This window comes from Sphaerospermopsis torques-reginae ITEP-024, assembly GCF_019598945.1.
Taxonomy (GTDB): Bacteria; Cyanobacteriota; Cyanobacteriia; order Cyanobacteriales; family Nostocaceae; genus Sphaerospermopsis.
In genome coordinates this window covers 778,624-804,874 of record NZ_CP080598.1, presented here as the reverse complement: position 1 = coordinate 804,874, position 26,251 = coordinate 778,624, and the positions used below count along the sequence as shown (strand labels likewise).

The 26,251-nt window shown below is 39.6% G+C and carries 21 protein-coding genes and 3 pseudogenes; 8 read left to right on the top strand and 16 right to left on the bottom strand.

The features are described 5' to 3' along the window. Nucleotides 1-178: 178 nt before the first annotated feature. Nucleotides 179-853, bottom strand: a complete 675-nt coding sequence (gene lipB, locus K2F26_RS03725) for a lipoyl(octanoyl) transferase LipB (protein WP_194055875.1) — start codon at nucleotides 851-853, stop codon at nucleotides 179-181. A 740-nt stretch (nucleotides 854-1,593) separates the two neighbouring features. Between lipB and hpf the strand changes: the two genes are divergently transcribed. After that, nucleotides 1,594-2,235 (top strand): ribosome hibernation-promoting factor, HPF/YfiA family, encoded by a 642-nt coding sequence (gene hpf / locus K2F26_RS03720; protein ID WP_194055877.1) that lies wholly within the window; start codon nucleotides 1,594-1,596, stop codon nucleotides 2,233-2,235. 188 nt (nucleotides 2,236-2,423) lie between these two features. Here hpf and K2F26_RS03715 read toward each other — a convergent pair whose 3' ends face one another. Next, complete coding sequence (locus tag K2F26_RS03715) at nucleotides 2,424-2,885, bottom strand: peroxiredoxin (protein WP_220610401.1); 462 nt, start codon at nucleotides 2,883-2,885, stop codon at nucleotides 2,424-2,426. Nucleotides 2,886-3,286: 401 nt separating this feature from the next. Between K2F26_RS03715 and obgE the strand changes: the two genes are divergently transcribed. Further along, nucleotides 3,287-4,315 carry a GTPase ObgE gene (gene obgE / locus K2F26_RS03710; protein ID WP_220610400.1) on the top strand — a complete coding sequence of 343 codons (1,029 nt, stop codon included), beginning with the start codon at nucleotides 3,287-3,289 and terminating at the stop codon, nucleotides 4,313-4,315. 471 nt (nucleotides 4,316-4,786) lie between these two features. On the opposite strand, the gene K2F26_RS25405 is transcribed toward obgE, so the two are convergent. From K2F26_RS25405 to K2F26_RS24580, 5 genes and pseudogenes are all read right to left on the bottom strand, one after another. Beyond that, nucleotides 4,787-5,461, bottom strand: a complete 675-nt coding sequence (locus tag K2F26_RS25405; protein ID WP_437441051.1) for an IS1634 family transposase — start codon at nucleotides 5,459-5,461, stop codon at nucleotides 4,787-4,789. A gap of 52 nt (nucleotides 5,462-5,513) precedes the next feature. Beyond that, a pseudogene (locus tag K2F26_RS25400) lies at nucleotides 5,514-5,861 on the bottom strand (DUF4277 domain-containing protein); the annotation flags it as partial. Between the two features lie 795 nt (nucleotides 5,862-6,656). Then, nucleotides 6,657-6,893, bottom strand: a pseudogene (locus K2F26_RS24585) (NF041680 family putative transposase); the annotation flags it as partial. Between the two features lie 367 nt (nucleotides 6,894-7,260). Continuing rightward, a complete protein-coding gene (locus K2F26_RS03695; protein ID WP_220610399.1) occupies nucleotides 7,261-8,181 on the bottom strand; it encodes a M23 family metallopeptidase in 921 nt (306 codons plus the stop codon). A 288-nt stretch (nucleotides 8,182-8,469) separates the two neighbouring features. Further along, nucleotides 8,470-8,643: pseudogene (locus K2F26_RS24580) on the bottom strand (serine/threonine protein kinase); the annotation flags it as partial. A gap of 89 nt (nucleotides 8,644-8,732) precedes the next feature. Between K2F26_RS24580 and K2F26_RS03690 the strand changes: the two are divergent. Further along, nucleotides 8,733-8,894, top strand: coding sequence for a metallothionein (locus K2F26_RS03690; protein ID WP_220610398.1), 162 nt, complete (start codon nucleotides 8,733-8,735; stop codon nucleotides 8,892-8,894). A gap of 96 nt (nucleotides 8,895-8,990) precedes the next feature. Here K2F26_RS03690 and hemL read toward each other — a convergent pair whose 3' ends face one another. Further along, nucleotides 8,991-10,289 (bottom strand): glutamate-1-semialdehyde 2,1-aminomutase, encoded by a 1,299-nt coding sequence (hemL, locus tag K2F26_RS03685; RefSeq protein WP_220610397.1) that lies wholly within the window; start codon nucleotides 10,287-10,289, stop codon nucleotides 8,991-8,993. Nucleotides 10,290-10,486: 197 nt separating this feature from the next. Between hemL and hisIE the strand changes: the two genes are divergently transcribed. From hisIE to K2F26_RS03670, 3 genes are all read left to right on the top strand, one after another. Beyond that, nucleotides 10,487-11,137 (top strand): bifunctional phosphoribosyl-AMP cyclohydrolase/phosphoribosyl-ATP diphosphatase HisIE, encoded by a 651-nt coding sequence (gene hisIE, locus K2F26_RS03680; protein WP_220610396.1) that lies wholly within the window; start codon nucleotides 10,487-10,489, stop codon nucleotides 11,135-11,137. Nucleotides 11,138-11,562: 425 nt separating this feature from the next. Continuing rightward, the gene (gene topA, locus K2F26_RS03675; protein ID WP_220610395.1) at nucleotides 11,563-13,728 is read left to right on the top strand and encodes a type I DNA topoisomerase; all 2,166 of its coding nucleotides are present in this window, start codon (nucleotides 11,563-11,565) and stop codon (nucleotides 13,726-13,728) included. An 891-nt stretch (nucleotides 13,729-14,619) separates the two neighbouring features. After that, nucleotides 14,620-14,817 (top strand): DUF2811 domain-containing protein, encoded by a 198-nt coding sequence (locus tag K2F26_RS03670; protein WP_220610394.1) that lies wholly within the window; start codon nucleotides 14,620-14,622, stop codon nucleotides 14,815-14,817. 75 nt (nucleotides 14,818-14,892) lie between these two features. Here the strand turns inward: K2F26_RS03670 and K2F26_RS03665 are convergent, their stop codons facing one another. Beyond that, nucleotides 14,893-15,606, bottom strand: coding sequence for a response regulator transcription factor (locus K2F26_RS03665; protein ID WP_220610393.1), 714 nt, complete (start codon nucleotides 15,604-15,606; stop codon nucleotides 14,893-14,895). 562 nt (nucleotides 15,607-16,168) lie between these two features. Here K2F26_RS03665 and K2F26_RS03660 point away from each other — a divergent pair. Beyond that, nucleotides 16,169-16,795: a CPP1-like family protein gene (locus K2F26_RS03660; protein ID WP_220610392.1), complete on the top strand. Its 627-nt coding sequence runs from the start codon at nucleotides 16,169-16,171 to the stop codon at nucleotides 16,793-16,795. A gap of 154 nt (nucleotides 16,796-16,949) precedes the next feature. On the opposite strand, the gene ptsP is transcribed toward K2F26_RS03660, so the two are convergent. From ptsP to K2F26_RS03650, 3 genes are all read right to left on the bottom strand, one after another. Then, a complete protein-coding gene (gene ptsP / locus K2F26_RS03655; RefSeq protein ID WP_220610391.1) occupies nucleotides 16,950-19,445 on the bottom strand; it encodes a phosphoenolpyruvate--protein phosphotransferase in 2,496 nt (831 codons plus the stop codon). Between the two features lie 453 nt (nucleotides 19,446-19,898). Then, on the bottom strand, nucleotides 19,899-20,198 hold the full coding sequence (locus K2F26_RS24575) for an ATP synthase subunit B family protein (RefSeq protein ID WP_246605512.1): 300 nt from the start codon (nucleotides 20,196-20,198) through the stop codon (nucleotides 19,899-19,901). 5 nt (nucleotides 20,199-20,203) lie between these two features. Beyond that, nucleotides 20,204-21,160, bottom strand: coding sequence for a hypothetical protein (locus tag K2F26_RS03650; protein ID WP_246605511.1), 957 nt, complete (start codon nucleotides 21,158-21,160; stop codon nucleotides 20,204-20,206). A 161-nt stretch (nucleotides 21,161-21,321) separates the two neighbouring features. Here K2F26_RS03650 and K2F26_RS03645 point away from each other — a divergent pair, with 161 nt between their 5' ends. Then, nucleotides 21,322-22,104: an SDR family NAD(P)-dependent oxidoreductase gene (locus K2F26_RS03645; protein ID WP_194055187.1), complete on the top strand. Its 783-nt coding sequence runs from the start codon at nucleotides 21,322-21,324 to the stop codon at nucleotides 22,102-22,104. A gap of 68 nt (nucleotides 22,105-22,172) precedes the next feature. Here K2F26_RS03645 and K2F26_RS03640 read toward each other — a convergent pair whose 3' ends face one another. From K2F26_RS03640 to K2F26_RS03625, 4 genes are all read right to left on the bottom strand, one after another. Beyond that, nucleotides 22,173-22,952: a photosystem II electron transport protein, Sll1252 family gene (locus K2F26_RS03640; RefSeq protein WP_220610390.1), complete on the bottom strand. Its 780-nt coding sequence runs from the start codon at nucleotides 22,950-22,952 to the stop codon at nucleotides 22,173-22,175. Nucleotides 22,953-23,051: 99 nt separating this feature from the next. After that, nucleotides 23,052-23,552, bottom strand: a complete 501-nt coding sequence (locus K2F26_RS03635) for a hypothetical protein (RefSeq protein WP_220610389.1) — start codon at nucleotides 23,550-23,552, stop codon at nucleotides 23,052-23,054. A 95-nt stretch (nucleotides 23,553-23,647) separates the two neighbouring features. Further along, the gene (locus K2F26_RS03630) at nucleotides 23,648-24,025 is read right to left on the bottom strand and encodes a hypothetical protein (protein ID WP_137666272.1); all 378 of its coding nucleotides are present in this window, start codon (nucleotides 24,023-24,025) and stop codon (nucleotides 23,648-23,650) included. A gap of 315 nt (nucleotides 24,026-24,340) precedes the next feature. Continuing rightward, a complete protein-coding gene (locus tag K2F26_RS03625; protein WP_220610388.1) occupies nucleotides 24,341-26,230 on the bottom strand; it encodes a TolC family protein in 1,890 nt (629 codons plus the stop codon). Nucleotides 26,231-26,251 lie beyond the last annotated feature (21 nt).

Below are 26,251 nucleotides of genomic sequence, written 5' to 3'. Positions count from 1 at the left end.
CCTAGATCATAATCTTCTCAGAATCTTCTCAGAAAATTTATGGAATTTCTCCATAGCTTTACTGAGATCATACATACTCTAAATAATCAGTATTTTATTATACAATAATTAAGCAATATATGGTTATAATGCTATTTATCTAGCTATTGGTATAGCATTAATACTGACTGCTAGTGTATTATTGATAATGGCAATCTATTAATTCCACGCCAAAAACCTCGGAAAATGACTGAGCTATACAAGAACGGACTTCTAAACATTTGATACCGGGAATCCATTCTGCTAAACTGCCAACAGGCTTATCAGTAATACCACAGGGTACAATGCGATTAAATCCTGTCATATCAGGACAAACATTTAAAGAAAAACCGTGCATAGTCACCCAACGACTAACTTTAATGCCTATGGCTGCCACTTTCCTTCCTTCTAACCACACACCTGTAAAACCAGGAATGCGTTCTCCCTGTAAACCATAATTTGCTAAAACACGAATTAATACTTCCTCAAGTTGGCGCAAGTACCAATGCAAGTCTTGACGATAACGTTGCAGATTTAAGATTGGATACCCTACCAGTTGCCCAGGACAATGATAAGTAACTTCGCCACCTCTTTCAACTCGATGCACATTATATTCACTGTTGTCAAGGTCAAATTTGAGAAATTCCGGGTTTGCACCTTGTCCTAAAGTGTAAACTGGCGGATGTTCCAACAGAATTAGTACATCTTCGAGATCGGGGTTGTTGATGCGTTCTTTAAGTAGCGATCGCTGCCATTCAAGAGCATCTACATAAGGCATTAATTCTTTGTTATACAAAAAACAGCGGTGCTTGTGATGTGTATGAGTATGGATCATAGAAAAAATCAATGAGAGGAGGCAGAAGGCAGAATGTAGCGGAAGTAGGGGAAGTAGGGGAAGTAGCGGAGATAACCCCCAGTCACCAATCACCAATCACCAATCACCAGTCCCCTATTCTCTGAATATATGTTGCAAAAAAGTAAGAATTGGGTCAACAAATGTCAAGCAATGCAAAGGATCTTAAAGGAAAGTCAACGAAATAAACTTTATCCACAAAAAAGTGCTACTTTGAATATATAACCTCAATGGTGATAGGAGGAGTTACCTGCAATAAGCATCACGCCAAAACAAAAGAAATGCAATGGCTGATGGTATCTTCAGAAGTTGTTGACATCGATCAGAATCAAAACTTCTATTGAGGCTGGCACAATCAAGATATAGAAATAGCAAGCCAACAGAAGAATTACAAAAGGAGCTACTTCTAGAATTGTAAATAAAAGTTGCTTAAACTGAGAAAGCAGGTACAGAACAGCTAATAATAATTGAGCGAGAGTTTTTCTTTGCAGATCCAATCGCCTGGCAAGCAATTGGATACCAGTCTTTAAGAAAGTAAATCGAAGCTAGAGGTACTTATAGTTAAGATGCGACAACCTGAGAACCGAATACAAAAGCCTTACATTAAAAGCAGTTCAGAATTTGTATTGGCGGCAGTGATAGACCTTACCGCAATCTCTGTACATACAAAACCCATTCACATCAAATAAATATTTAGCTAAATATTTAGCGGGAGAGTTTACATGAAGCTTGTCATCCACGGCAAAAATATTGAAATTACCGATGCAATTCGAGAATATGTGCATCAAAAAATTGAAAAAGCAGTTAGTCACTTTCAAAACATTACGAATGAAGTAGATGTCCATTTAAGTGTAGCTCGCAATCCGCGAATTAATACTAGACAAGCGGCTGAAGTCACTATTTATGCTAATGGTAACGTCATCCGTGCGGAGGAAAGCAGCGAGAACTTATATGCAAGTATTGACTTAGTTGCTGATAAAATATCCCGTCAACTGCGAAAATACAAAGAAAGAAGACAAGAACACAAAACCCAGCCTATACCAACTAATGAAGCCGTAGTTGCCGAACCAGTAGCAGATTTAATCGGCGATCGCACTCCTGAACTACCAGGAGAAGTAGTCAGGACTAAGTATTTTTCCATGCCTCCGATGACAGTTGCAGAAGCGCAAGAACAACTGCAACTAGTAGGACACGACTTTTATATGTTCCGTAACGCCGAAACCGGGGAAATTAATGTTATTTACGAACGTAACCACGGCGGCTATGGTGTGATTCAACCCCGCAACCCTAACACTAACGGACAAACTAACGGTAAGAACGGCAAAACCGCCAACGTTGCTGTACCAGAAAAGTCTAAAGTTTGATTTCTGGTGATTGGCGACTGGTGATTGGGGATTGGGGACTGGGACAAGATTTTAGATTTTAGAGGATGTTTTAAAAGTCGCTGATGGTGTATCATTTCAAACACCCTTTTAGATTGGAGTGCATGAAATACAATCCAAAATCCAAAATCCAAAATCCAAAATCCAAAATTGTATCACCAATCACCAAATCACCTTGCAGCCAACTGTTGTAACCTTTTCAAGGTTTCCTCAACGTGACCTTTAAAGTTAAACATGGAATCAAACACATATTGAACAATGCCGTTTTGGTCTATTACGTAAGTTACCCGGCCGGGGATAAAACCAAAAGCGGTAGTTGCACCATATTGTTTTCTAACATTGTCGCCTTTATCACTCACCAGTGTAAAAGGTAAATTGTACTTGGCTGCAAACTTCTGATGAGATTCGCTAGAGTCACCACTTACGCCGATGACTTCAGCACCAGCAGCTTTAAATACTTCATATTGATCTCGGAAAGCGCAAGATTCCGCAGTACATCCAGGGGTGTCGTCTTTAGGATAAAAGTAAAGGACGACAGCCTTTTTGTCGCGAAAATCCTTTAAACTGACGGTAGAACCGTCTTGAGAGGGTAGACTAAAATCAGGTGCAGTATCTCCAACTTTGATAGACATGGTGGCTATTAATAATGGCTTAACAAATCTACATTAACTAATTATTTGTCATTTGGTATTCTCAGCATTAATTATATTTCCGACTTTCCGCACTTCAAAACGTACTACGTTAATACTTCGATAAATTTTACAAAAAATGTTGATATTATTCAGTATTTAAACGTATGAATTATAGCCCTTCGGCGATCCCTATTCAACCACCATTAACCCCAATTTTCGTAATCTTAATGTATTACAAAGCGAAGTGCGGAATGTGGGTTATATCATAAGGGTTTTATGGTTTTTGTGAACGCAATCTAGCATAATATGTAATGAAGACCCGAAAAGACAACTAATAGCTAATTTTCAATGCCCAATGCCCAATGCCCAATGCCCAATGCCCAATGCCCAATAATTAAATTATGCAATTTATCGATCAAGCAGTAATTGAAGTTCAAGCCGGTAAAGGTGGTGATGGTATCGTCGCTTTCCGCAGAGAAAAATACGTTCCCGCCGGTGGTCCTTCTGGTGGTAACGGTGGCAGGGGTGGAACAGTGATTTTTGTTGCTGATAACAACTTACAAACCTTATTAGACTTTAGATATAAACATATATTTAAAGCAGAAAATGGAGAACGTGGTGGTCCTAATAATTGTACAGGTGCTAATGGCAAAGATTTAATAATTGAAGTTCCCTGTGGTACTGCCATTTATGATGGAGAAATGGACGCTTTGTTATGTGATTTAGTTGAACCTGGACAACGTTTTCGCGCTGCTGAAGGTGGCAAAGGTGGTTTAGGAAATCAACATTTTTTAAGTAACAGTAACCGCGCCCCAGAATACGCCTTACCTGGTTTAGAAGGAGAACATAAAGTTTTACGTTTAGAGTTGAAACTGTTAGCAGAAGTGGGAATTATTGGTTTACCAAATGCTGGTAAATCAACTTTAATTTCTTCCTTATCTGCTGCACGTCCGAAAATCGCTGATTATCCTTTTACAACTCTTGTTCCTAATTTGGGAGTAGTGAAAAAACCGACTGGTGATGGTACTGTTTTTGCAGATATTCCCGGTTTAATTGAAGGTGCTTCTCATGGTGCTGGTTTGGGTCATGATTTCTTACGTCATATTGAACGCACTAGGGTTTTATTACATCTAATTGATGCTACAAGTGAAGATGTAATTGGTGATTTCCATACCATTCAAGAAGAATTGAAAGCTTACGGAAGGGGTTTAGCGAAACGTCCGCAAATTTTGGCATTAAATAAAATTGATGCGGTGGATAGGGAAACTGTTGATTTGGAGGCTTTAGCTACACAATTAAATCATCTTTCTTTAGCTCCTGTTTTTATTATTTCGGCTGTAACTCGCACTGGTTTAGATGAGTTGATGCAGGAAATTTGGCGGGTAGTTGATGAAGTTAATGCGCTGGAATCTGCGGAGGTTGGGGTGTAGTTGTGAAACTGACGAAACCACAGCCACAAATTGGATAAACGAACAACTTGCAGCCTTGGGTATTAACATTCCGTAGGCGTTTAGTCCCGCCTGGGAATTAATTCCCAGTCTCATAGCTAAAGTCATCTAAAGATGACTAAATATGGGATGCTGAATAAATGTAAAACCTAGATACAGCACTTTCCTTTGTAATGAGGTACATGATTGGCGGGCAAGATGCCCACCCCACAAGAGTTTCATAATTATAACCCACATTCCGCACTTCAAAAAGTAGCATAATTTAACTACATTGACAGTCAATTAAAACTTAGGGTTTGAACAATTACGTATCAATGTAAAACAAAATTATGGACACACAAAGTAAAGCCTTTATTGGTGTTTAAAAGCTATTTCAAAAACAATATTTAATTCAAGGTGTGGAATCAGTTATCAAAAAGATAACCAATTAAATAGTAAAAATAGAGAGGAAACCTAAGATAATAAATAATATTTTTGACAAGTAGTAGGTAGGAATTGCAAGATATGACAATGCGACTCCGTTAAGTTAAGAATTCGTTGAAATCCTTGTGTCATCAAAAGATGAATACCTTGAAAACATTGAAATATCCATCTTAATGTGGGAGATTCTGTGGGTTTATTCAGTTGATTTTTAACTGTAGCTTTTTGTGCTTTCAATGACATTCTTAATTGTCTTTGTCCTAAATTATAAACCAAAAGACATAATGCCATTAACATCATCATTGTCTCTACTCTTTCAGGATTTTTGACAAATAGACTATCCGCGAAAAATAACGGGTCTTTGATAAATCTAAATCCTCTTTCTGTAGATTGTTGTTCTTTATATATTTTGAGGATTTCTTCTGACTCTAACTCCTGTGTATCCAAAATATTGGTGGCTAAAATAAATCTGCCACAAGAGTTTTGTTGTTGTGTAATTAACTCCTGATTTTCTCTTAATTTACATTTCACTCTATAAACTGTTGTTTTCCCTTTATTGGTTTCAGTAATTTCCCACTCGCATATTTGATGATATTTTAATTTGGTTGTTATTTCTTTGACTTTTAATTCGGTCAAAGATTTATCGGACAATTCTTCCTGTTCTAATTTCGCTACTTGTTTGTTAGCTTTTAATAACTCCTCTTGGATTTTTTTTGCTAGTTTATTTAAGTCTGATTTTTTTCTCTCTGAACTTTACTTCTAAGGCAATTATTAAGAATAATTTAGTTAAGCCATATTTGTATAGCTTATCCATTACTCTGCCTATTTTATCGTCATTTAAATCTTCTGCTTTTATCCCTGCTCCTATTAGATGTTCTACGGCTTTATCTTTCAAGAAATCTGGGAATAAATATAGTGGTCTTGATACAAAGCCTAGTCCATTGAGAATAATTGCTTTGACTACTTCTCCTGTATTTACTTTCTCTCTGATATCTATTGAAAATATCTCGTTGATTTTTTCTACTATTCCTATCTCATCTATTATTCCTGCGATTATTCCTAAGTGATCTATGTTTTTACTCTCAATTTCTTCTTTTTGGTAATTCATAATATGAAGGCATTTTTATTTAATTCAGTCTTATTCTCTCATTTTTTCCTGAATTTATTCTCTATGCCCTATGAATTTCTATTTAGTAGTCAAATGGCAATTAATGTCTATACTTTTACTTTCTGGACTGCGTATTTATATTTAACCCTTTATGCTGCTTATGATACTTGTGTATGTACTACAAATTGAAGTGCGGAATGTGGGATTAATCAAATGAATGAAGATTATTTACCCTTAGCTTATTTGAATGCTTGGGAATATTGCCCCCGGCGTTTTTACCTGGAATCTGGACTTTAGACTAAAAGCACAAAATGACTCAGGGAAGCTGAGTTGAAAAAAAAGCAAAGTAAAAAATTCAAAAACGAAAAATTAAGCAGGTGTTGGCGGGGCTTTACGTGAAGGTGAAGTACGCTTTTTAACGATGGGATAGCGAATTCTACGTTGCCTCTTCTGTCCGGTCTTCCATCCAGGAGATTTACCCCTTGGTTTTGGTGGTTTGGCAGGAGTAGAAACCCTGAACAAAATCCCAGGCATAGCTTGTGCAACCCTTCCAGGGGTGAGTTTAGTGATTTGTTTCTGCCACGGGAGGGGATGGTCATTGACCGGGAATTTTAGATTTTAGATTTTAGATTTTAGATTAAAAACATTTGGTACAAGCCCCGTCCTTCAGGACGGAAAAATACTCGCTGCGCTGCGTACGCTTCGCTAACGTAAATCCCAAATCCAAAATTTTCAAGCTCCACACTTTAGGGTGGAGTCAATCCAAAATCCAAAATCGTAAATCCAAAATCGGTTGACGATATCACGAGCCAGCCATAACTCCCAAGTGATGAGCGGCATTAAGTCACTCCATCGGTCACATTGTTGGGGAGTAGAAAGCTTTGGTAGCGTCCAATGCAAACGTTGTTTAATAAACCGATACCAATGGTCAACGGCAAAGCGCCGTAGATACAGTTTCCAAACTTCATTTAGAGGTGGCATTTCTTCACCGACAAAAGCCAACCACATCGGTTTGTTGACTCGTGGTGAACCATCAATTTGTTGCGTTGTGGTCTGGTATCCTGTGTTGTTTCATAGATACTTGACCACTTACGCCTGAATACTGGACACAGCGATAAGTCTGCGAGACTTTGGCAAGTGCGTGTCAGCAATATTGCATCCGTCATTTCAAATGTTGCGTCTTTTGCCCTGCATAAACAATTATAAGCTGCTTGAGGGAATTCCTTGAGTTGTGTAAAAACATCCATAGCGGTAGATGAACGTTGGTTGTGCTTCTTTCATTTTCCGCTATGGGGGTGTCTGTTCTTACAGGCATCCCTTGATTTTTTGCTGTCTCTCGATTTACTGACTATTTACCGATCGCTCTTCTTTTAGTCTAAAGTCCAGTAATTAAGAATTACTAATCAATTATCTTTGTTTTCCAAGATGAGGGATCAATAGATTTTCCATTGACATATAAACCCCAGTGTAGATGAGGTCCTGTAGAAGCACCTGTAGAACCTACTGCACCAATTAGTTGACCAGCTTTGACCATATCACCTTCTTTGACATTAATCCGACTGAGGTGCATGAAAATGCTGGTTACTCCTTGACCGTGGTCAATGCCAACTACATTACCATGAACTATGAAACCTTGGGATACTGTGCCTACTAAAGCCACTCTTCCTGCTGCTGGGGCAACTACGGCTGAACCTGCTGCACCAGCGTAGTCCAGTCCTCGATGGTAGTAATCATTGGCAAATTTACCATTATAGTAGCGCCTTACACCATAGGTTGTGGTCATCCGTCCTTGATTTGGTCTCAGGAAAACACCGTCCCAATATTTGTCAGGTGTTTGTAGGGCTTTAAACTCTTTAACTCGTTCTAGTTCATATTCTGTTGCTTTAACTCCGGCTTTTCCTGGGGGTAAATTAATACGTTGGATGGGAAAGTTGCGATCGCCTACGTACACAGCCAAATTTCTTTGTCGCTGTCCCTCTCCTGACACAGTAACTTGTCTTACTCCTGGTTCTTCTAATGGAGTGGTAGGAATAAAAGCACGGTATTTATTGGGGGCAATTTCAAAGGCTGGATAGGTTTGTTCTCCAACTGTTACCGTAGGAATACCAGGCTGTTCTCCACTTTCTGGTTCAATTAATACGGAAATTGTATCTCCCAATTGCACTTTTTCCGGTAAAATCTGTACTTCTAAAGCCTCTGCTGGCAAGCTTAGTGCTATGGGAACAGCCGCAAAAATTCCCATTAACATCTTAGTGACACTGCTGACACCAACACGCTGTAACTTATCCTGAAAATTAATAACTTGAGCTTTGGTAGTCATAGGTTATAAAGAAATTGAGTGAGCCAAAACCACCGAGATAAAGTATCGTAGCAAGGCGTTGATACTTTATCGTACTAAGGAACAGTGGATGTAGGCGAACGGATTGCCCATGCGTGGGGCAGTCATGATATATTGTTTTCAACAGGAACGGTAATTAACCTGTATAAAAACCTAACTGCCTAACGGCAATCTGTACCTTGACAACTAAATCTATGGGGTTCTACTTCGTAGTTCTAGTATGACCTGGAAGTAGGTAAAAGATTTACAGGTACTAGACGACACAGAATTTAAACATCCCTTGGCTAAACTTTCCAGATATGGTTCCATCTCCAACGCTCTCAGTACATCTGGGGCTGACTGGTAGCGATTGCGAACGGAAACTTCCAACATTTTTTTTAACACGCTGGCGAAATGCCCACTCACATTTACAAGCTGTTCCCACAACATTTCTCCCGTTATGGGAAATTTTTATAAAATTTTTTCCTCGAAAATATATGAATAACTGTTCATGTGTTATACTATTATTTCAACTCCCAAACAGGAGAAATGTTATGACTACGGTAAATCAGATGAAATGTGCTTGTCCGAGTTGCTTGTGTATAGTTTCCCTGGAAAAAGCCATCCTCAAAGATGGTAAATACTATTGTTCTGATGGCTGTGCTGAAGGGCATCAAACTGTCAAAGGTTGTGGACATAAAGGATGCGGTTGTTAAAAAATAGGGAAGAGGGAACAGGGGAAGCAGGGGAAGCAGGAGGAGAATATCCTTCTGTCACCAGTCCCCAGTCACCTCTTCCCCAGTCCCCAGAAATTAGAGACTAGAAAGCACGTCCTTTGCAGCGACTAAAGTTTGTTCAATATCTTCATCTGTGTGAGCTAAAGAAGTAAACCCAGCTTCAAACTGAGATGGTGCTAAGTAAATACCACGCTCTAACATCCCACGATGGAATCTGCCAAACTTCGCTGTATCAGCTTTTTTCGCATCTTCGTAGTTGTGAACTGGACCACTAGTGAAAAATAAACCAAACATGGCGCTAATACTACCACCACAAGCTGCATGGCCTGTTTCTTGAGCAACTTTGAGCAAACCATCAGCTAGTTTTTTGGTGATGCGTTCTAGCTGTTCATAAGTGCCTGGTTTTTGTAGTAATTCTAGGGTTTTGATTCCCGCAGTCATAGCTAGGGGATTTCCAGAAAGAGTACCAGCTTGATATACAGGACCTGCTGGGGCAATCATTGACATGATATCGCGGCGACCACCATAAGCTCCCACAGGTAAGCCTCCACCGATGACTTTACCCATTGTGGTTAAATCGGGAGTGATGCCAAACTTCTCTTGAGCGCCACCGTAAGCAATACGGAAGCCTGTCATCACTTCATCAAATACCAATAAAGCTCCATGTTCGTGGGTAAGTTCCCGTAAACCTTCCAAGAAACCAGCATCGGGAGGAATAAAACCTGCATTACCAACAACAGGTTCAAGAATAACACCAGCTATTTGATCACGGTTTTCTTCAAATAAAGCTTTGACAGCTTCTAAATCATTGTAAGGCGCAGTTAAGGTACTGCTAGTTGCAGATTTAGGTACTCCTGGGGAGTCGGGTAAACCGAGTGTAGCTACACCAGAACCGGCTTTAACCAGGAACATATCAGCGTGGCCGTGATAGCAACCTTCAAATTTAATGATTTTTTCGCGGTTGGTGAAAGCTCGCATCAACCGGAGGACGGCCATACAGGCTTCTGTTCCAGAGTTAACAAATCTTACCATTTCGATGCTAGGAACTGCATCTATTACCATTTCTGCTAAGACATTTTCTAGTACACAAGGAGCGCCAAAGCTAGTACCTTTTTCTAAAGCTGCGTGTAATGCGCTGATTACTTCTGGATGAGCATGGCCACAAATAGCAGGACCCCAAGTACCCACATAGTCGATGTATTTGTTGCCGTCTACATCCCAAATATATGCTCCGTTAACGCGGTCAAATACTATAGGTTGTCCACCAACTGATTTAAAAGCACGCACGGGAGAACTAACGCCTCCTGGCATGAGATTTTGAGCAGCAGTAAAGATTTCTTGTGATTTTGTGGTTTTAATTGTGGTGTTTACCAAGGTTATCTCCTATAGGTGGTAATTAAATTGAGCTTCTTTAATTAGGATAGGACTAAATGGGTAATGGGTAATGGGTAATGGGTAATGGGTAATATTTTTCCCAATCACCAATTACCAATTACGAATTACCACTTTCTGCTAAACTCCTGTTAGCATATGCAATTGATTAATAATTGTTAACTTACTCTAGTTTTTGTATGTCTTCTCCTGAACTGCTAACGCTCCAATCTGCCATCCCTGTGGAAAAAATCCGTTACGATGACAAAGGTTTAGTACCTGCGATTATCCAAGATTATCTAGATGGTACTGTGTTGATGATGGCTTGGATGAATCAGGAGTCTCTGCAAAAGACTTTAGAAACTGGAGAAACTTGGTTTTGGAGTCGTTCCCGTCAGGAGTTTTGGCATAAGGGCGCTACTTCTGGACATATTCAGAAGGTGCAAAGTATTCGTTATGATTGTGATAGTGATGCTTTACTGATTGGTGTGGAGCAGTTGGGAGATATTGCTTGTCACACTGGGGAACGCAGTTGTTTTCATCAGGTTGATGGTAAGGTTCAACCACCTCCAGCAGATATGTTATCTCAGCTATTTCGGGTAATATGCGATCGCCGTGATCATCCTCATGAAAATTCCTATACCTGCAAATTATTGGCTGGTGGTGATAATAAGATTTTGAAAAAGATCGGTGAGGAAAGCGCCGAGGTTGTTATGGCTTGCAAAGATGATGATGCTGAGGCGATCGCTGGGGAAGTTGCGGACCTTTTTTATCATACCCTCGTCGCCTTGGCACATCATCAAGTTGATTTAAAAGCTGTTTATCGGAAATTACAAGAACGCCGTCAATAAGAGATGCTGAATAAACCCAAAAGATTGATAAATCAAAGGTTTGAGATAGTCAGTGAGTGAAGTTGTCAGTAAGCGACTTTTTAGGGGTTGCTGATAGCGGAGTGTGGGGTAAGCCATAAAAGTCTTTCCGTGAAGATTAAGGAGTTCAAGGAGTAGGGAGTTCAAGGATATCAAGGAGTTTTTTGTATTTTGAAAGGAGGTAAAAACCAACAAAATTTTCTTTGTTATCACCCTCAAACTCTTTATTCATGCTGGTTTTTAGTTTATTCAGCATCCCCTACTTAGCGAAGTTGAAGTAAGTCGAACTACCCAACTGTAGAATTTGAGATATGAAAAAGAAATTTTTAAATCTCCTTCTTTCTGACTCCTGGAAATGCTGACTCCTTGAACTCCTTGAAATGTAAATTCTAGAGAAAACAGGTGCTATGGCCAAACGTCTCTTAGTAGTTGAATCACCAGGAAAGGTGAAAAAACTTAGCCAAATTCTCGGTGCAGATTGGATAGTTCGTGCTAGTTGTGGACATATCCGCGAACTCAGTAATGAGGGTGAAGACTCACTAGGATTCACAATAGAAGGTAATAGCGTCCACTGCAATTATATCGCCCGTGATCAACGGGCTAAAGAAACTATTCAACAACTCAAAGCTGCTGTTAAACAAGTTGATGAAGTTATTTTAGCAACAGACCCAGACCGAGAAGGAGAAACCATTGCTTGGCATCTTAAAGAAACTTTAGGATTAAAAGAACCTAAGCGAGTAGTTTATACAGAGATTACACCATCAGCCGTAAAAACAGCCATTTCCCATCCCCGCAAACTTGACTATAACTTAATCGGTGCAGGATTATGTCGTGATTGCCTTGATAAGCTAGTAGGATACAAAGGTAGTCCCTTAGTTTGGGCATTAAACAACGGGGCAAAAAGTGTAGGTAGAGTCCAAAGCGCCACATTACACCTCATCTGTCAGCGCGAAAGAGAAATACAAGTATTTGTTCCTCAAGATTATTGGAGTGTGTGGGTAGACTATCAAGAAGGATTTCGGGCTTTTTACAAAGGTACAGCTAACACGCCTACGGAAACACCAGAAACGGAAACGGAAACCCACGATGATGCGGCCGGGAACAACCCAGAAAAACCAGAATCTAAGCGGGTTTTATCAGCAGCAGAAGCAGATAGATTAGTTACAGAAGCTCAACAACATCCCCATCAAGTTATACAAATTGAAGGGAAACTCACCTATCGTCAACCACCTCCACCTTTTACGACTTCAACACTACAACAAGCAGCCGGATCTAAACTAAAATTTGCCCCCGAAAAAACCATGCAGGTGGCACAGAAGCTATATGAGTCCGGGTTAATTACATATATGCGAACGGATTCAGTGATGTTAAGTCCTGAATTTTGTGCCAGTGCGCGTAAATGGTTGGAAGAACATGATCCGCAAAATATACCTCAACAAGTAACAAAACACCGTAGTAGTAAAACAGCACAGGAAGCACACGAAGCGATTCGTCCTACAGATGTGTTTCGTCCTTCGGTGCAGTTGCGTGCAGAACTACCTGAAGATGAGTTTAACCTGTATGTAATGATTTGGAAAAGAGCGATCGCCTCCCAATGTCGTCCCGCACAGGTGAGAAAAACTTTAATTATTACCCAATCAGGTAATATTTTATGGCAAGCCAGGGGACAAGTTGTAGAATTTTACGGTTATGCAAAATATTGGCCTAATTTGGGTAAAGATGCAGTTTTACCCGTTGTTCAACAGGGACAAACACTAACTTTAGAAAATGCCGGACATGAAAAGAAACAAACCCAACCACCACCAAGATATAGTGAACCAAAACTGATACAATTAATGGAAAGAAAAGGTATTGGTCGTCCTAGTACCTACGCTCCTACAGTTGCTACATTAAAAAAACGCAATTATATTGAATTGAAAAAAGATCATCTTCATCCTACAGCTTTAGGATTAGAAGTTGATGAGTTTTTACAAAAGGCATTACCAGATTTATTAGAAGCAGAATTTACTGCCAACATGGAAGCAGAATTAGATAAAATTGCTGAAGGTAAAAATTCTTGGCAATCTTATTTAACCACTTGGAATGAAAGTTATTTTGTCCCTGCGTTATCTAAAGCTAAAACTGTGGTTTTTAATTCAACAACTACAGCTAATAATAATGGTAAATTTGAGAGAAAATATGAAAGTTCAAAAACGAAATGTCCTGATTGTAATAACTTTTTAGCTAAAATTCCTAGTATTAAAGTTAAAAAGAAATACTTTTTTAAATGTGTGAGTGGCTGTGAAAATATTGTTTTGTTTTGGAGTGATTTTCATAAACGTTGGGAAGCACCGAAAACTAAAACATCAGCAGGTGAAAAGACTCCTAAACCAGAAACTAGGATAACATCTTATCCTTGTCCAGTATGTAAGAAACCGTTAGAGGAGTATAGTTATATTAAAGATGGTCAGAATAAAACTATGTTAAGGTGTTCTGGTCAGGATTCATGGAAGGATAAGAAACATAAGGATGCGGCTTATTTTCATACAGCTAAGGGATGGTGGAGTCCTAAGTTTGGGAATTTGATAATATAATTGTCAGAATCAGGATATTCAGGATTTGAGGATTTAAAGGATGTAATAAAAATGATTTTATTACCTATATAGGGGTTGCTGAATAAACCAAAAAGCCTCATAAATCAAAGGTTTGAGGCTCATAAAAAAGACGGTAGGTGCTTTCGTTATAGCGTCTTGAGTCTGAAAAACCTTGCACTTTTCTGGGCGGACAGAAATGAAAAAATGTCTTTAATTCTCCTCCTGACTCCTGACTCCTGACTCCTGACTCCTAGCCCCTAACGAAAGGAATTTTTCAGCAAACCCTAGATAAAGTTAACTTTTTAACTTTGCCAATATCAACTGTTTTAAATAATACTATCAATTTGAGTTAATCCCGTACTTGATTGAGCTAAATTGTTACTAAACCTTGATATTTTTGTAATTCTTATTATTTGCGGCTATTATCCTCTTTAGTTCCACAGAATTTCCACAGGAAGTTTACCAGTTTTCCACAAATGCTCTACGAACTAATCTAGCCTTGCTGGCTAACTGGGGATTTTATGCTTTCATTACTGAACCACATTACCAACTGAGTTTTTATTAAATTAAGTAACAAAAATATAGCTCTAACCCTGATTATTTCGTGAGTATTTATTTTTTAACTACCGATTTTTAACATTTCGCAGCATTGACAAACCCACCCCCTCTGAGCGCACAATGATTCGGCTTGCTTTTTTATTCCGTTCCGATATGAGCATCAATTTTGCACAGTGAACTCAGGTATGAGTGGGGATTTTATGGCTGGTGACAATACTTGACCAATAATTCCTTGATGGTATATCCCTGATTTATTTGTGGGTCGATCCAAAATCCAAAATTCGGATAAATGCAAGCAAAATCTCTTGATAGACCGTATAGAAGGGAAATCTTATGAACACAACAGTTAGTATCTTTACAGTGATTCCCGAAGCACTCCACGAATCCCTAAACAAATACTTAGAAACCCATCCCGATTGGGATCAAAACCGAGTATTAACTGCGGCGTTATCGTTGTTTTTGCTACAAAATGGAGAGAGCGATCGCCAAGCTGCTCGTATTTATTTAGAAACTTTGTTTCATCAATGTTAAGTATTAGCACTGGAAGAGGTTGGTGATCGGGTGATCGGGTGATTGACTACACCTGACACCCTCAACCCAATCCCCTTAGAGTTCTTGGTTTTTTGGATTAGTAGTAGATTCAAACTTGTAACCTACACCACGTACAGTCTGAATTAATGCTGGTTGACTAGCATCAATTTCAATTTTCTTGCGAATTTGACCGATGTGAACATCGACAACCCGCTGATCTCCTACATATTCATAGTCCCAAACCTCTTGTATAAGTTCTGAGCGCCGCCAAACTCGACCTGGATGACTGGCTAAAAAATGTAACAAATCAAATTCCAAAGCGGTCAAGGGTACTGGTTCGTCATTAAGTGTTACTTCTCTCCGCACTGGGTCAATCACGAGTTTGTCAAAAATGAGGCGTTTTTGTTCTGCGGTGGTAACAACCCGCTGTCGCCTCAAAATTGCTGCTACTCTGACCTCTAGCTCTCCCAGTCCAAAGGGTTTGGTGAGATAGTCATCAGCACCTTTGGAAAAACCGCGAATTTTGTCAGTTTCATCTGTGCGACTGGTGAGCATCAGGACAAAAACGCCATTTCGGCTTTGCATTTCTTGGCACAGGTTAAAACCAATTGTATCTGGTAAGTTTACATCTAGAATTACCAAGTCTGGGTTAAATTGCTCAAATAAGGTGAGGGCAGTCTTACCATCTTCAGCAGCTTCTACTTGATAATTCTGTTTGATCAAAAAGCGTTGAATTAAATTCCGAACGGCGGGGTCGTCATCAACTACAAGAATCTTGGCAGGAGCCATGACCATTACTTTGCACAAAAATTCATGATGTTTAACAAAGGAATTGCGTAAAAACGCATTTTCCACTTTGGCTGTACTGAAAAATATACAAGGAGTAGATACGAGTATCCTGATTGTTCCAATAAACTGTAATTACAATTATGAAGGATGTAGACACTAATTTTACGAGTATCAGGTCTGCATTTCAGAATATGTACTATATCTACCGTATGGTTTTCTTGACCCTATTTGTAGCTTTCTGTTTCAGTTTGCATAGTGTGTACTTAGTGGAACAGCAATTTAAAACGGTTTCATTTTAAATGAATATGCGATTTTATACCATTAATCAATATGGTTATCAGAAAATAGGTTGAAAACCTTTGATTGATGTCTGTGATGGCAATATGTTTATGTTAAAGTTACTATGGTTTAAATTCTTGAGTCGAATAAACTCATCTGTGCTAATATCCTGATTAGAGGACAAGAATCGGTTAGGACTATTGTTCTGATAACAATAAAACCTAAGGTTGTTTTTTCTTCCACAAAAGACTGCTGCTGACTAGGGCTGAAGTAACACACTGCCATGAGCGATCAAAATCCCTACCAAAAACTTGGGGTATCAGAAGATGCTAGTTTTGATGAAATTCAGGACGCTCGCAATCGCCTGTTGGAGCAACATGGTGGTGATAGCAAGGGTCGGGAATTAATTGAAGCAGCTTATGATGCGATTCTAATGGATCGCTTACGAATGCGCCAAGAAGGTAAAATTAAAGTACCAGAGCGTATCCGCTTTCCAGAAATGCGAGTTCCATCTCCACAAAAAGAAAGTCCGGTTACTCGTGAGCAGTCACCTGCATGGCTGCAACGAATATTAGATCAACCGAGTCTATCAGATGTACTCGCACCAGGAGCTTGGTTCCTGGGTTTAAGTGCTATTAGTTTATTTGTTCCTGCTGCCAGCGATCAGGTTTTGCAACTGGGATTGGTGGTTGGGGTTGGAGTAAGTATTTATTTTCTCAACCGCAAGGAAAATAAATTTGGTCGAGCAGTTTTGTTTACCCTGGCAAGTCTTATTATTGGCTTAATAGCTGGGGGATTGATTGCAGTACCTGTATTACAGCAACTAGCTTTGATCAACATTACAGCAAATCAGTTTTCTACGGTTCTGACGTTTATTTTGATGTGGCTTATCAGTAGCTTTCTGCGTTAATGCTGCTTTGAAACTGAGGATTCATAGCAGCGTATTGCAGTTTGATATAAAAACAAAAGAATATTGACAAAGCTATTCATTTAGATAGTTTGATGAGAGACGTTCCCCAGAAACGTCTCTTGTGTGTGATTTTTTATCTTTGATGTTGTATCTTTCAGCCGATGGGATAAACTAATTCCCTGACACTGGTGGCTGAATCTTGTGTTAATGCTACAGATGCGATCGACTGAGATTCTGTGATGGTTAAATGGGAAATAGCTTGTTTTAATGGTGCGATCGCTTGGGGATTGACACTTAGTTCATCTAATCCCAAACCTAATAAAATGGGTGCTACTAAGGTTTCTGCGGCCACTTCTCCACACAACCCCACCCAAATATTAGCAGCATGGGCAACTTCTACAGTTTGCTGAATCATACGTAATACCGCAGGTTGCAAAGCATCGGCTAAAGTTGCTACTTTGGGATTAGTGCGATCGCCTGCCATCACATACTGACTTAAATCATTTGTACCTATACTAAAAAAGTCCACTTCCCTAGCTAACTGATCAGCAATAGCTACTGCTGCGGGTGTCTCTATCATCATTCCCACTGCCATTTTTTCATCAAAATCTATTCCCGCTTGTCGCAGTTCTGTTTGCACTTCGGTTAAAATTGCTTTAGCTGCTCGTAATTCTGTTAACGTGGCAATCATTGGCCACATAATTTTGATATTATTACCGGAACTGGCGCGTAAAATTGCCCTTAATTGAGTTTTCAAGAATTGAGGATTTTCTAAACAGAAACGTATTCCCCGCACACCTAAGAAGGGGTTAGCTTCTTCTTGGTAACTCAGATAAGGAAGTGGTTTATCTCCACCCACATCCAGGGTACGAATAATTAAGGGACGCTGGTCTAAAACCTGAGCGATCGCCTGATAAACTTCTAATTGTTCCTCTTCTGTGGGTGCTTTTGTCTTTTCCAAATACAAGAACTCTGTACGCAGTAAACCCACACCTTCTGCACCATGACTTACAGCAGCTTTGGCATCGGCAATACTACCAATATTAGCAAAAATCTGGATTCTCCGACCATCACGGGTAATCGCCGGCTGATGTGCTTTAGCTTTCGCTTCGGCTTGGGCTGTTTGCCAGTTTTGACGTTTGGCTTCTAGGGCAGTTAATGTTTCTGCTGGTGGTGCTACCCAAACTTTACCGCTTTCCCCATCAATTGCTATCAAAGTACCGCTTTCTAAGGTTAAAATTTGAGGAGCTACACCCACAACCGCTGGAATGCCTAATGTACGGGCGATAATAGCACTATGGGAAGTTGCACTCCCAGAAGTCATACAAATGCCCATTACCTTAGTTGGATCGAGTTTAGCGGTATCCGAGGGACTTAAATCTGTACCGACAATAATTGATGGTTCTGTGATGTGCAAGTCAGTGGGCAGACTACCAAGTAAAATTCTTAACACCCTACGCCCAACATCAACTACATCGTCTACTCGTTCTTGTAAATAAGCATCTTCCAGTTTACGGTAAGAATTTGCTACTTCATCGACTACAGCTTGCCAAGCTACTTCTGCATTAAGGCGTTTTTCCACAATATGTTGACGTGCGGCTTCTAGCATGACTGGATCTGCTAAAAATAACAGATGGGCATCAAAAATAGCCGCTTCCGCGTCACCAATTTGTATTGATGTATGAGAAAGTAAAGAAGCAATTTCCTGTTTAGCTATTTGGATAGCAGATTGTAATCTGTGCCACTCGATTTCAACGTTTTCTATGTGATATTCTGTAATTGGGATGGTGACAGATTGATAATGAATTAATGGAGCGATCGCTATTCCCGCAGAAGCAGCAATTCCTCTGAGTTCTCCTTCAGTGGGCGCAGTAACTTCCTCACGGCGGGCTGGTAGCTCTATGATGCTATTGTCTTCACCAAAGTTGTTAATAATCAATCCTTGTAAAGCTCTGAGTGCCTCCTGAGCATCCGTACCAGTAGCAGTTATCAGCAATTCATGTCCTTGACGTACTCCCAAAGTAGCAACTTGGTTAATACTGTCACCTCTGACCGCTTCTGTATTTCTGGTTAAATTTTGTACTTTGATTTGAGATTGAAACCGGGATGCAGTAGCTACAAACTGAGCAGCAGGACGAGCGTGTAAACCTAAGCGGTTAGTGATTTTGAGGCGAATTTCCTGGGTAGGAATTGCTGCTGTATTACCAGTTTGTATAGTGATTTCTGGTAGTGGACTGGTAACAAAATTTAACTGAGTTGCTTTTGCTATTAATGCCCCTTGTGTTTCCGTGATCACTTGCTGGATGTTTTTCCCAGCAGCAGCAGCAACAACAGCAGCAATAGCGCCTTCTACTAATGGGGCTGCACATAAATAGATTTTTTCTCGCTGTTCTGGGGGTAGAAACTCCAGAGCCATTTCCGCACTCATTAAAGCACTACCCAAATCCATCAGCACGAGAACACCATCATCTGAGAATACAGAGGCGATCGCTTCATAAACCTTGATCGCATCTGTACCTAGTGGGTGTTCTGGATCATCAACACCTGCTGCTACAGCGAGGGGAATTTTTCCTTGAACCATCTGTGCAGCTAGTTCCTGTACTCCCAGAGCCAATTGTTTACTGTGCGAAACAATAACAATACCAACCACTGTAATACCTTAGCCAGTTACCCATCCTATTATGAATTGTGAAAATTGAAAGACTGCATTTATTTAGGTTCTATTTAGGTTTGAGAGGAAAAGATTAATATTTCTTAACAAGAACAAATCAAAGGAGTCAGGAGTTAGGAGAAAGAATTAATGTTATTGTTTATGCTGTACTATCAGCATTTAGTAAGTTTAATAACTGCTCTATAACTTCAATAAGTTCAAGTACAGAGTTTATATAGTGATCCGATTTGATTCATGAATTTTTCGTGGAGGCAGGGAACAGGGAACAGGGAACAGGGAACAGGGAACAGGGAACAGGGAACAGGAAAAAAGGCTTTCAGTATGTACGAAGTTCTGTATGGCTTACGCCACGCTACGCTATCAAAAACCAAATAGGAGTCCTATAGTTAGTTAAGTATAGCGATTACTATTCCTGGATCAAGTAAATATTAATCATTGAAGTTTTTTAACCTGATTATCTGCCAATTTCAATAATCTTTGTGCTTCATTATATGAAGTTGTTCCTGATTTCACACTACTCAATTGATTCATAACTTTAATAATTTCCGCCTTGGCTTCATTTTTATTAGTGGGTGGTGACCCAATCAAACTTTGAATTTCTTTATTTGCTGCATCGAGAATTTCCTTACCCTCGCTTTCCGCTTGACGACGATTTTGAATAGTTCCCAAATTCGTTTGATATTGTGCAATTAACTTTTGTGCTTCTACATAACTGGTTTCGGAAACTTGCACATTTTCTAATTGTTGAATTGCCTTTTTCCATAAATCTGCAATTTGTTCCCATTTTTGGACAGTATGGGGGGATTTTGGGAAGCTTGGGCTGCTGCTAAAGCATATTGTTTTGCTGCTGCAATTAATGTGGTACTACGTGGATCAATTACAGTTTTTTGTTTAACTTGATAGGAAGCAATTAATTTTTGTGCATCCACATATTGAGGATTTTCATTTGGCACTCTTTCCAGTCTAGAAATTGCCTGTTGCCATAATTCCGCAGCCACTTGAGAATTTGTTGGTTGGATTTTTTGAGCTTCTAAATCAAATTCTTGGGCAGCAGTAATAAAACTACTAATCCGCGCATTTTCAAAGTCTCGTTTGTAGGCTATAAGTTGCGTTTGTGCTGTTTTTCCTGCTAATGTTTGTTGAGAAATTTGATCTAATTTATCTATAGCAATTTGCCAATTAGCAATAGCTGTTTCTCGCTCTTTTGTATCTTTAGCTTGTGCATATTGTTGTTTTGCAGTTTCTAGAGAATTTTTCGCTTCATTAAAAGGAACTAAAGCATTTTTGTCCTGGAAAACTACAGCATCTAATCTTGCTACTCGTTCTCTGGCCTGTTGAAATTCATCTAAGGTAAATTGCCAACTACAACTAAACAAAGTACAATAACGCTGAGGATAATAACCCAAAAACCAAACTGGTAAATTATCCAAATGTTTTTTTGCTGCTTTAACTTTTTCTCCACCCAGTTCAATATCCGCAGTGCTGGTTGCTCGACTAATTAATTGATCCGCTTGTTCTAAAGCATCTATCGCACCTCGGTAGTTATGATCCATACTCATAAAACTAGGTAACAGCAGAATGGGTGCTACCTGTGCTACAGGTTTGCGGATCATGGGATATGGTAAATTGACAACCCATATAACTCCTGCTGTACCTGCGATGAAAAAAGCCGCAAATTTGATTTTACCGAACATAATCACACCCAGAACTGACTAAATCTCTCTAAATCTAGTATTCCCTGTTCTGACTAGAAATAATACAAGGATTCCCAAAAAAATTTTCCCATCTCCACACAATCGCTAGGCTGGTTTGCTACGATAAGTAAAGGTGAAGGAATAAATCAGATAATATCAAAATGTCAACAGCTTTAATTACTGGTGCGTCAGGTGGAATAGGTAAAGCTTTTGCTGAAGAATTAGCAGCACGCAAAACAAATCTTGTTCTCGTTGCTCGTTCAGAGGAAAAACTTAAACAAATAGCGAAAAAATTAGAACAAAAACATCAAGTAAAAGTTGAAGTTATAGCCAAAGATTTGACAGAAACTAATGCTACTAATGAAGTTTTTGATTTTATTAATAACCGAGAAATAACAATTGATTTGTTAGTTAATAATGCTGGTTTTGGTGACTATGGAGATTTTGCCGAACGGGATGGAGAACGGCAACAAAAAATGATTCAATTAAATATTATGGCGTTGGTAGATTTAACTCACAAATTTCTACCTTTAATGCGTCAACTTCGTTCTGGTAGTATTATTAATGTATCCTCAATTGCCGGCTTTCAACCAATGCCTTATATTTCTGTTTATGCTGCAACTAAGGCATTTGTTATCAGTTTTAGTGAAGCTTTGTGGGCGGAAAATAAAGATTATGGGGTGAAAGTTTTAGTAGTTTGTCCAGGTCCAACAGAAACAGACTTTTTCATTGAAGCTAAGTTTCCTGAAAATTTAGCATCTGCAAATAATAAAATAGCCACTCCTGAAGAAGTTGTCAAAGATGCTTTACAAGGTTTAGAAAAAGGTGATTCAAATGTAGTTAGCGGTGGTTTAGCAAATAAAATCATTGTCAATATGCACCGCTTTTTACCCAGAGAATCTTTGGTAAGCGCAATAGCAAAACAGTTTAAGAATAATTCGTAATTCGTAATTGATAATTCATAATTTAGTAATTCGTAATTATCAATTATCAATTATCAATTATCAATTGACTACATATATCTGGTTAATTGCACGCGGTAACGTTCTTTTTTAGTCACGGCAATTTCGCCAACTTCTAAACGTCCTTTTCCACGAATTGCTATTAAATCTCCGGTTTTGACTTGCGAACTCGCTTGAGTAATTTCTTTCCAATTTACCCGCACATCACCAGAGTCAATTAAATCAACCATTTTATTACGAGACATCCCAAAACCAGCAGAGGCGATCGCATCTAATCTTAAAGAAGCTTCTACTGTAGTTAATTCTTTCTTTTTCGGTTCTCTAATTTTTAATTCGTTAATATCAATAGGTTGAGTTTTCACAGGCACAGAACGCACCTGTTTTAAATTCATTTCTAAAAATTCTACCAGTTCAGGAACTACAATTGCTTGCGCTCCTCTTTCCCCCAAAATAATAATATCTCCGGTTTTTTCCCTGACAATTCCTGTACCCAACATTGCGCCTAAAAAATCACGATGGGTAGCAGTATCAAACAGAAAATTACCAGCAATTTCTAAAGCAGTAATAGCAACTTGAGATGAATCTAAAGGAAGTTCAGAACGGGCGATCGCCACTCTTTGACGTTCAGCTTGTGGATATCCACCCCAGGCGACTAAATGCACCTCTGTTAACCGGCTAAAAACCCTTTGAATTTCGGCTAACTCCGGCGGAGACAAAAAATCAGTTATAACCACTTCCCAGGTCTTTATAGCCTGTTCTGCTTGGTCAATTACACGGGCGATACTATCGCGGTTTTCAACACCTTTTAAAAGTTCTTCTCTAGGGAGCATGGTGATTGGTGATTGGTGATTGGTGATTGGTGACTGGTGATTGGTGATTGGGAAAAATTAGGAATTATGAATTACCCATTACCAATTACCTATTACCTATTACCCATTTTCAGCATAACCTTGGATATTTTCAGGGTCATATTGACGTAAAATGCGGGTAGCTTGGCGAGTCAGAGTTTCTGAACCTTGAACCACAATTAAATATTTACCAGCATCTAAGCGGTTACGGTAGGGTAAAGCATCACCACTACCAAAAACCAAACCCACACCACCACCAACAAAGACGCTACCCATAGCACCGCTACCAGCACCCAGTAACCCACCAATAACATGATTACCGATTTCACCAGCCCAAGCAAAGGTGTTTAAACCAGTGATGAGACTGAAGGTAAAACCAGCAAAAAAGCCGAATGGTATTAACCAGAATGCCATCAAGCGTACTTGTTTTTTCGCTTCTTCTTTGGGATCAATTAAACCAAACTCATCAGCGGTTTTGTATCCTCTACCCAGGATAGTGCTATTTATCCCTTCTTTTTCTAAGCCTAAGTAAGCAGATTCAGCTTGGATACGGTCTGGTAATACGGCAACAAGGTAATTCATTGATCTAAAAACAGTTATATAAAACAGGGTTTCTTTAATTATCTTTAATTAACAGAATATCAGCACTGGTTCAACGACAGATTCAGCACCAAATATTATTTTAAAGAATCTAAAGGTTCACAGAAATTATTTACACCTTGCTTGAGGACATATATCAAAACTGGTGTTGCCAAAATTTTGGGAAACTCTGGAATACTTCTCAGGTTTGACATCATCCCAGAAATTGAACCATTTAATAAATTATCTCTATATTCTTGTTCGCAGATAACAGCACGCCATTTTTTTGCTAAAGCGTCTAACCATTCAGAATTTGTTCTACCAGGTTCTTGTCCCGCTTTAATAGCCAGGGTCATGGCTGCATCTTCTAAGTCTCCCTCACAGTCTTCTATCAAGTCTAATGCTTCCATTGCTTGAATATCATCTGCTAATTGAGAGCGAAATTGGGCTATTTCTTGTGATGTGATTTTAGTCATAAAAGGAGATCAAGGAGTCAGAAGATCAAGGAGTCAGGAGTCAGGAGTCAGGAGTCAGGAGTCAGGAGTCAGGAGTCAGGAGTCAGGAAGAAGAAGGTAAATATTTCTTCCCAGTCACCAGTCACCAGTCACCAGTCCCCAGTCACCAGTCACCAATCACCAATCACCTGTAACAAATATAGCGTTTTTAACTAAAAAGCCTCATTTTGCAGTGAAATTACTGGCAATGAGGCTTTTTGGGGTTTGTAAACAATTTTTATAGCCGGAGACAGAGTACCCCTACGACTCCTGACTCCTGACTCCTGCTATATTTGTTTACTTCTGAAAAGCTCTGGAGGTGACGAAGCGTTGTAGCTCTGTCAAAGCACGATTGTAATCCAAAATGGCGCGAATGCGATTACCTTCGGATCTTGTGAGTTCATTTTCTGCGTTAATCACGTCAGTTTGAGTCCCTACACCAGCTTGAAAACGTAAACGCGCTAATCTGAGGGATTCTTTAGCTTGCTCTAGAGCCGCATTAGCAGTTTGCACGTTTTCCAAGTTAGCAACTTGAGTAGAATAAGCCTGTTCTACTTGAAAGCGGATTTCGTTGCGTTGTTGTCCAAATCGAGTTTCCTCAACTGCCATATTAGCTTTAGCCTGGGCTGCTCTTGCTCTTGCAGCACCACCATCATATAAATTCAAAGTGGCTTGTACTCCCACAGAATAACCGTCACTGACGTTGACATTATCATTAAACACATCTAGCAAGTTATAGCTGGCTAGTAAGCTTATTTGTGGTCTCAAAGATGCTAAAGCTTGTTTTCTACGTTGTTCGCTGATGTTTCTCCGTGCCAACTGCTGTTGTAATTCGGGACGATTTTGATAAGCCAGAATGATACTATCTTCTAGGCTACGTTCCCAAAGACCTGCTAATTGTACAGGATCAGCGGCACTAATATTTGCGGACTGGGACAGATTTAACCGCACAGCTAACCGTCGCCGAGCAATGATTTGCTGAGAAAGGGCATTAGTTAAGTCTTGTTGGGCATTGGCTAAATTCACTTGCGATCGCAATACATCGAATCTTGTACCCACTCCAGCCCTTTCTAAAGCCAAAGCATCTCGCAAACTAGCCTGAGAATTTTCGACTGCTGATCGAGAAATCCGCACATTTTCATCTGCTTGTTGCAAAGCATAGTAATCTGTGGCGACATTTAAGCGAATTTCCTCAGCTTGTCTTTCTACATCCAATTCCTGAAAACGTACCTGTTCTTCAGCTTCTTTAATCGCTGCGTTCCGTCTCCCAGATGTGTAAAGGTCATATCTCAGTTGCGCTTCACTATCGAAACTACTATTAGATTCAGCGTCAATTCCTGCTTGTTTAGCTGCCAGTGTGCTGTTAGTGGTACGGCTGTTACTGATTGTACCATTCACACTTAAAGTTGGCAGCAAAGCAGCTTGAGCTTCTTTGAGAGCAGCTTTACTGCTTTCCAACTGCAAAACAGCTACCTGGAGTTCATTACTATTACGCTTTGCCAATTCTAGAGCCTGTTCTAAAGTAATCGGCTGAGTTTCCTGAAGTTTCACTTCCTCTGGTTTAGTAGGAAATACCAGAGGATTAGGACTAGGATTCAGGTTTTCCAGTGGTGTCTCCGTAGAACTTGCGGGAACAGGTGTTACATTTTCTGTATTCTGAGCAGGAGGCTGTGAAGTATTAGGCGTTTCTGATTCACTGGGCGTAGTCACTTGAGCTAATGTTGCCAAATTAGCTTTTTTTGTAGAACAGGTGCTTGGGGCTAGGAGCAAAGCTGCTTGGCTTTTCTGCTCTGCCTGTAAACATTTATTGACTTCTGTCAACCGTGCTACTTTTAATTCAGTCAATGAAATCGGTAAAACTGTTTTCGGCCTTTTTTCTGTTGGTACATTTGTAGTTTTAACCGCAGTAATTTCTGTCACACTCTGATTAGCCACAGGCTGCTCACTGAGTTTACTGAAAGCCAGGGTAGGCACAAAAGCTGGAGAATTATCAACCGCAGTAATGGGCATTTGCCTATTGATGTCCACAACTGAGGTTTTCACATCAGTTGCAGTCAAGGCACTAGAAGAAGACACCAGCTTTACCTCATCAACTTTGACTGTTCCAGCCCAAGCCGACTGAGTTGTTAATACTGCTGCTGTTACACCAGGTAAGAAACTATGAAATAATATTTGTTGTCCTTTCACCGCATCCCCTCACACGAAAAA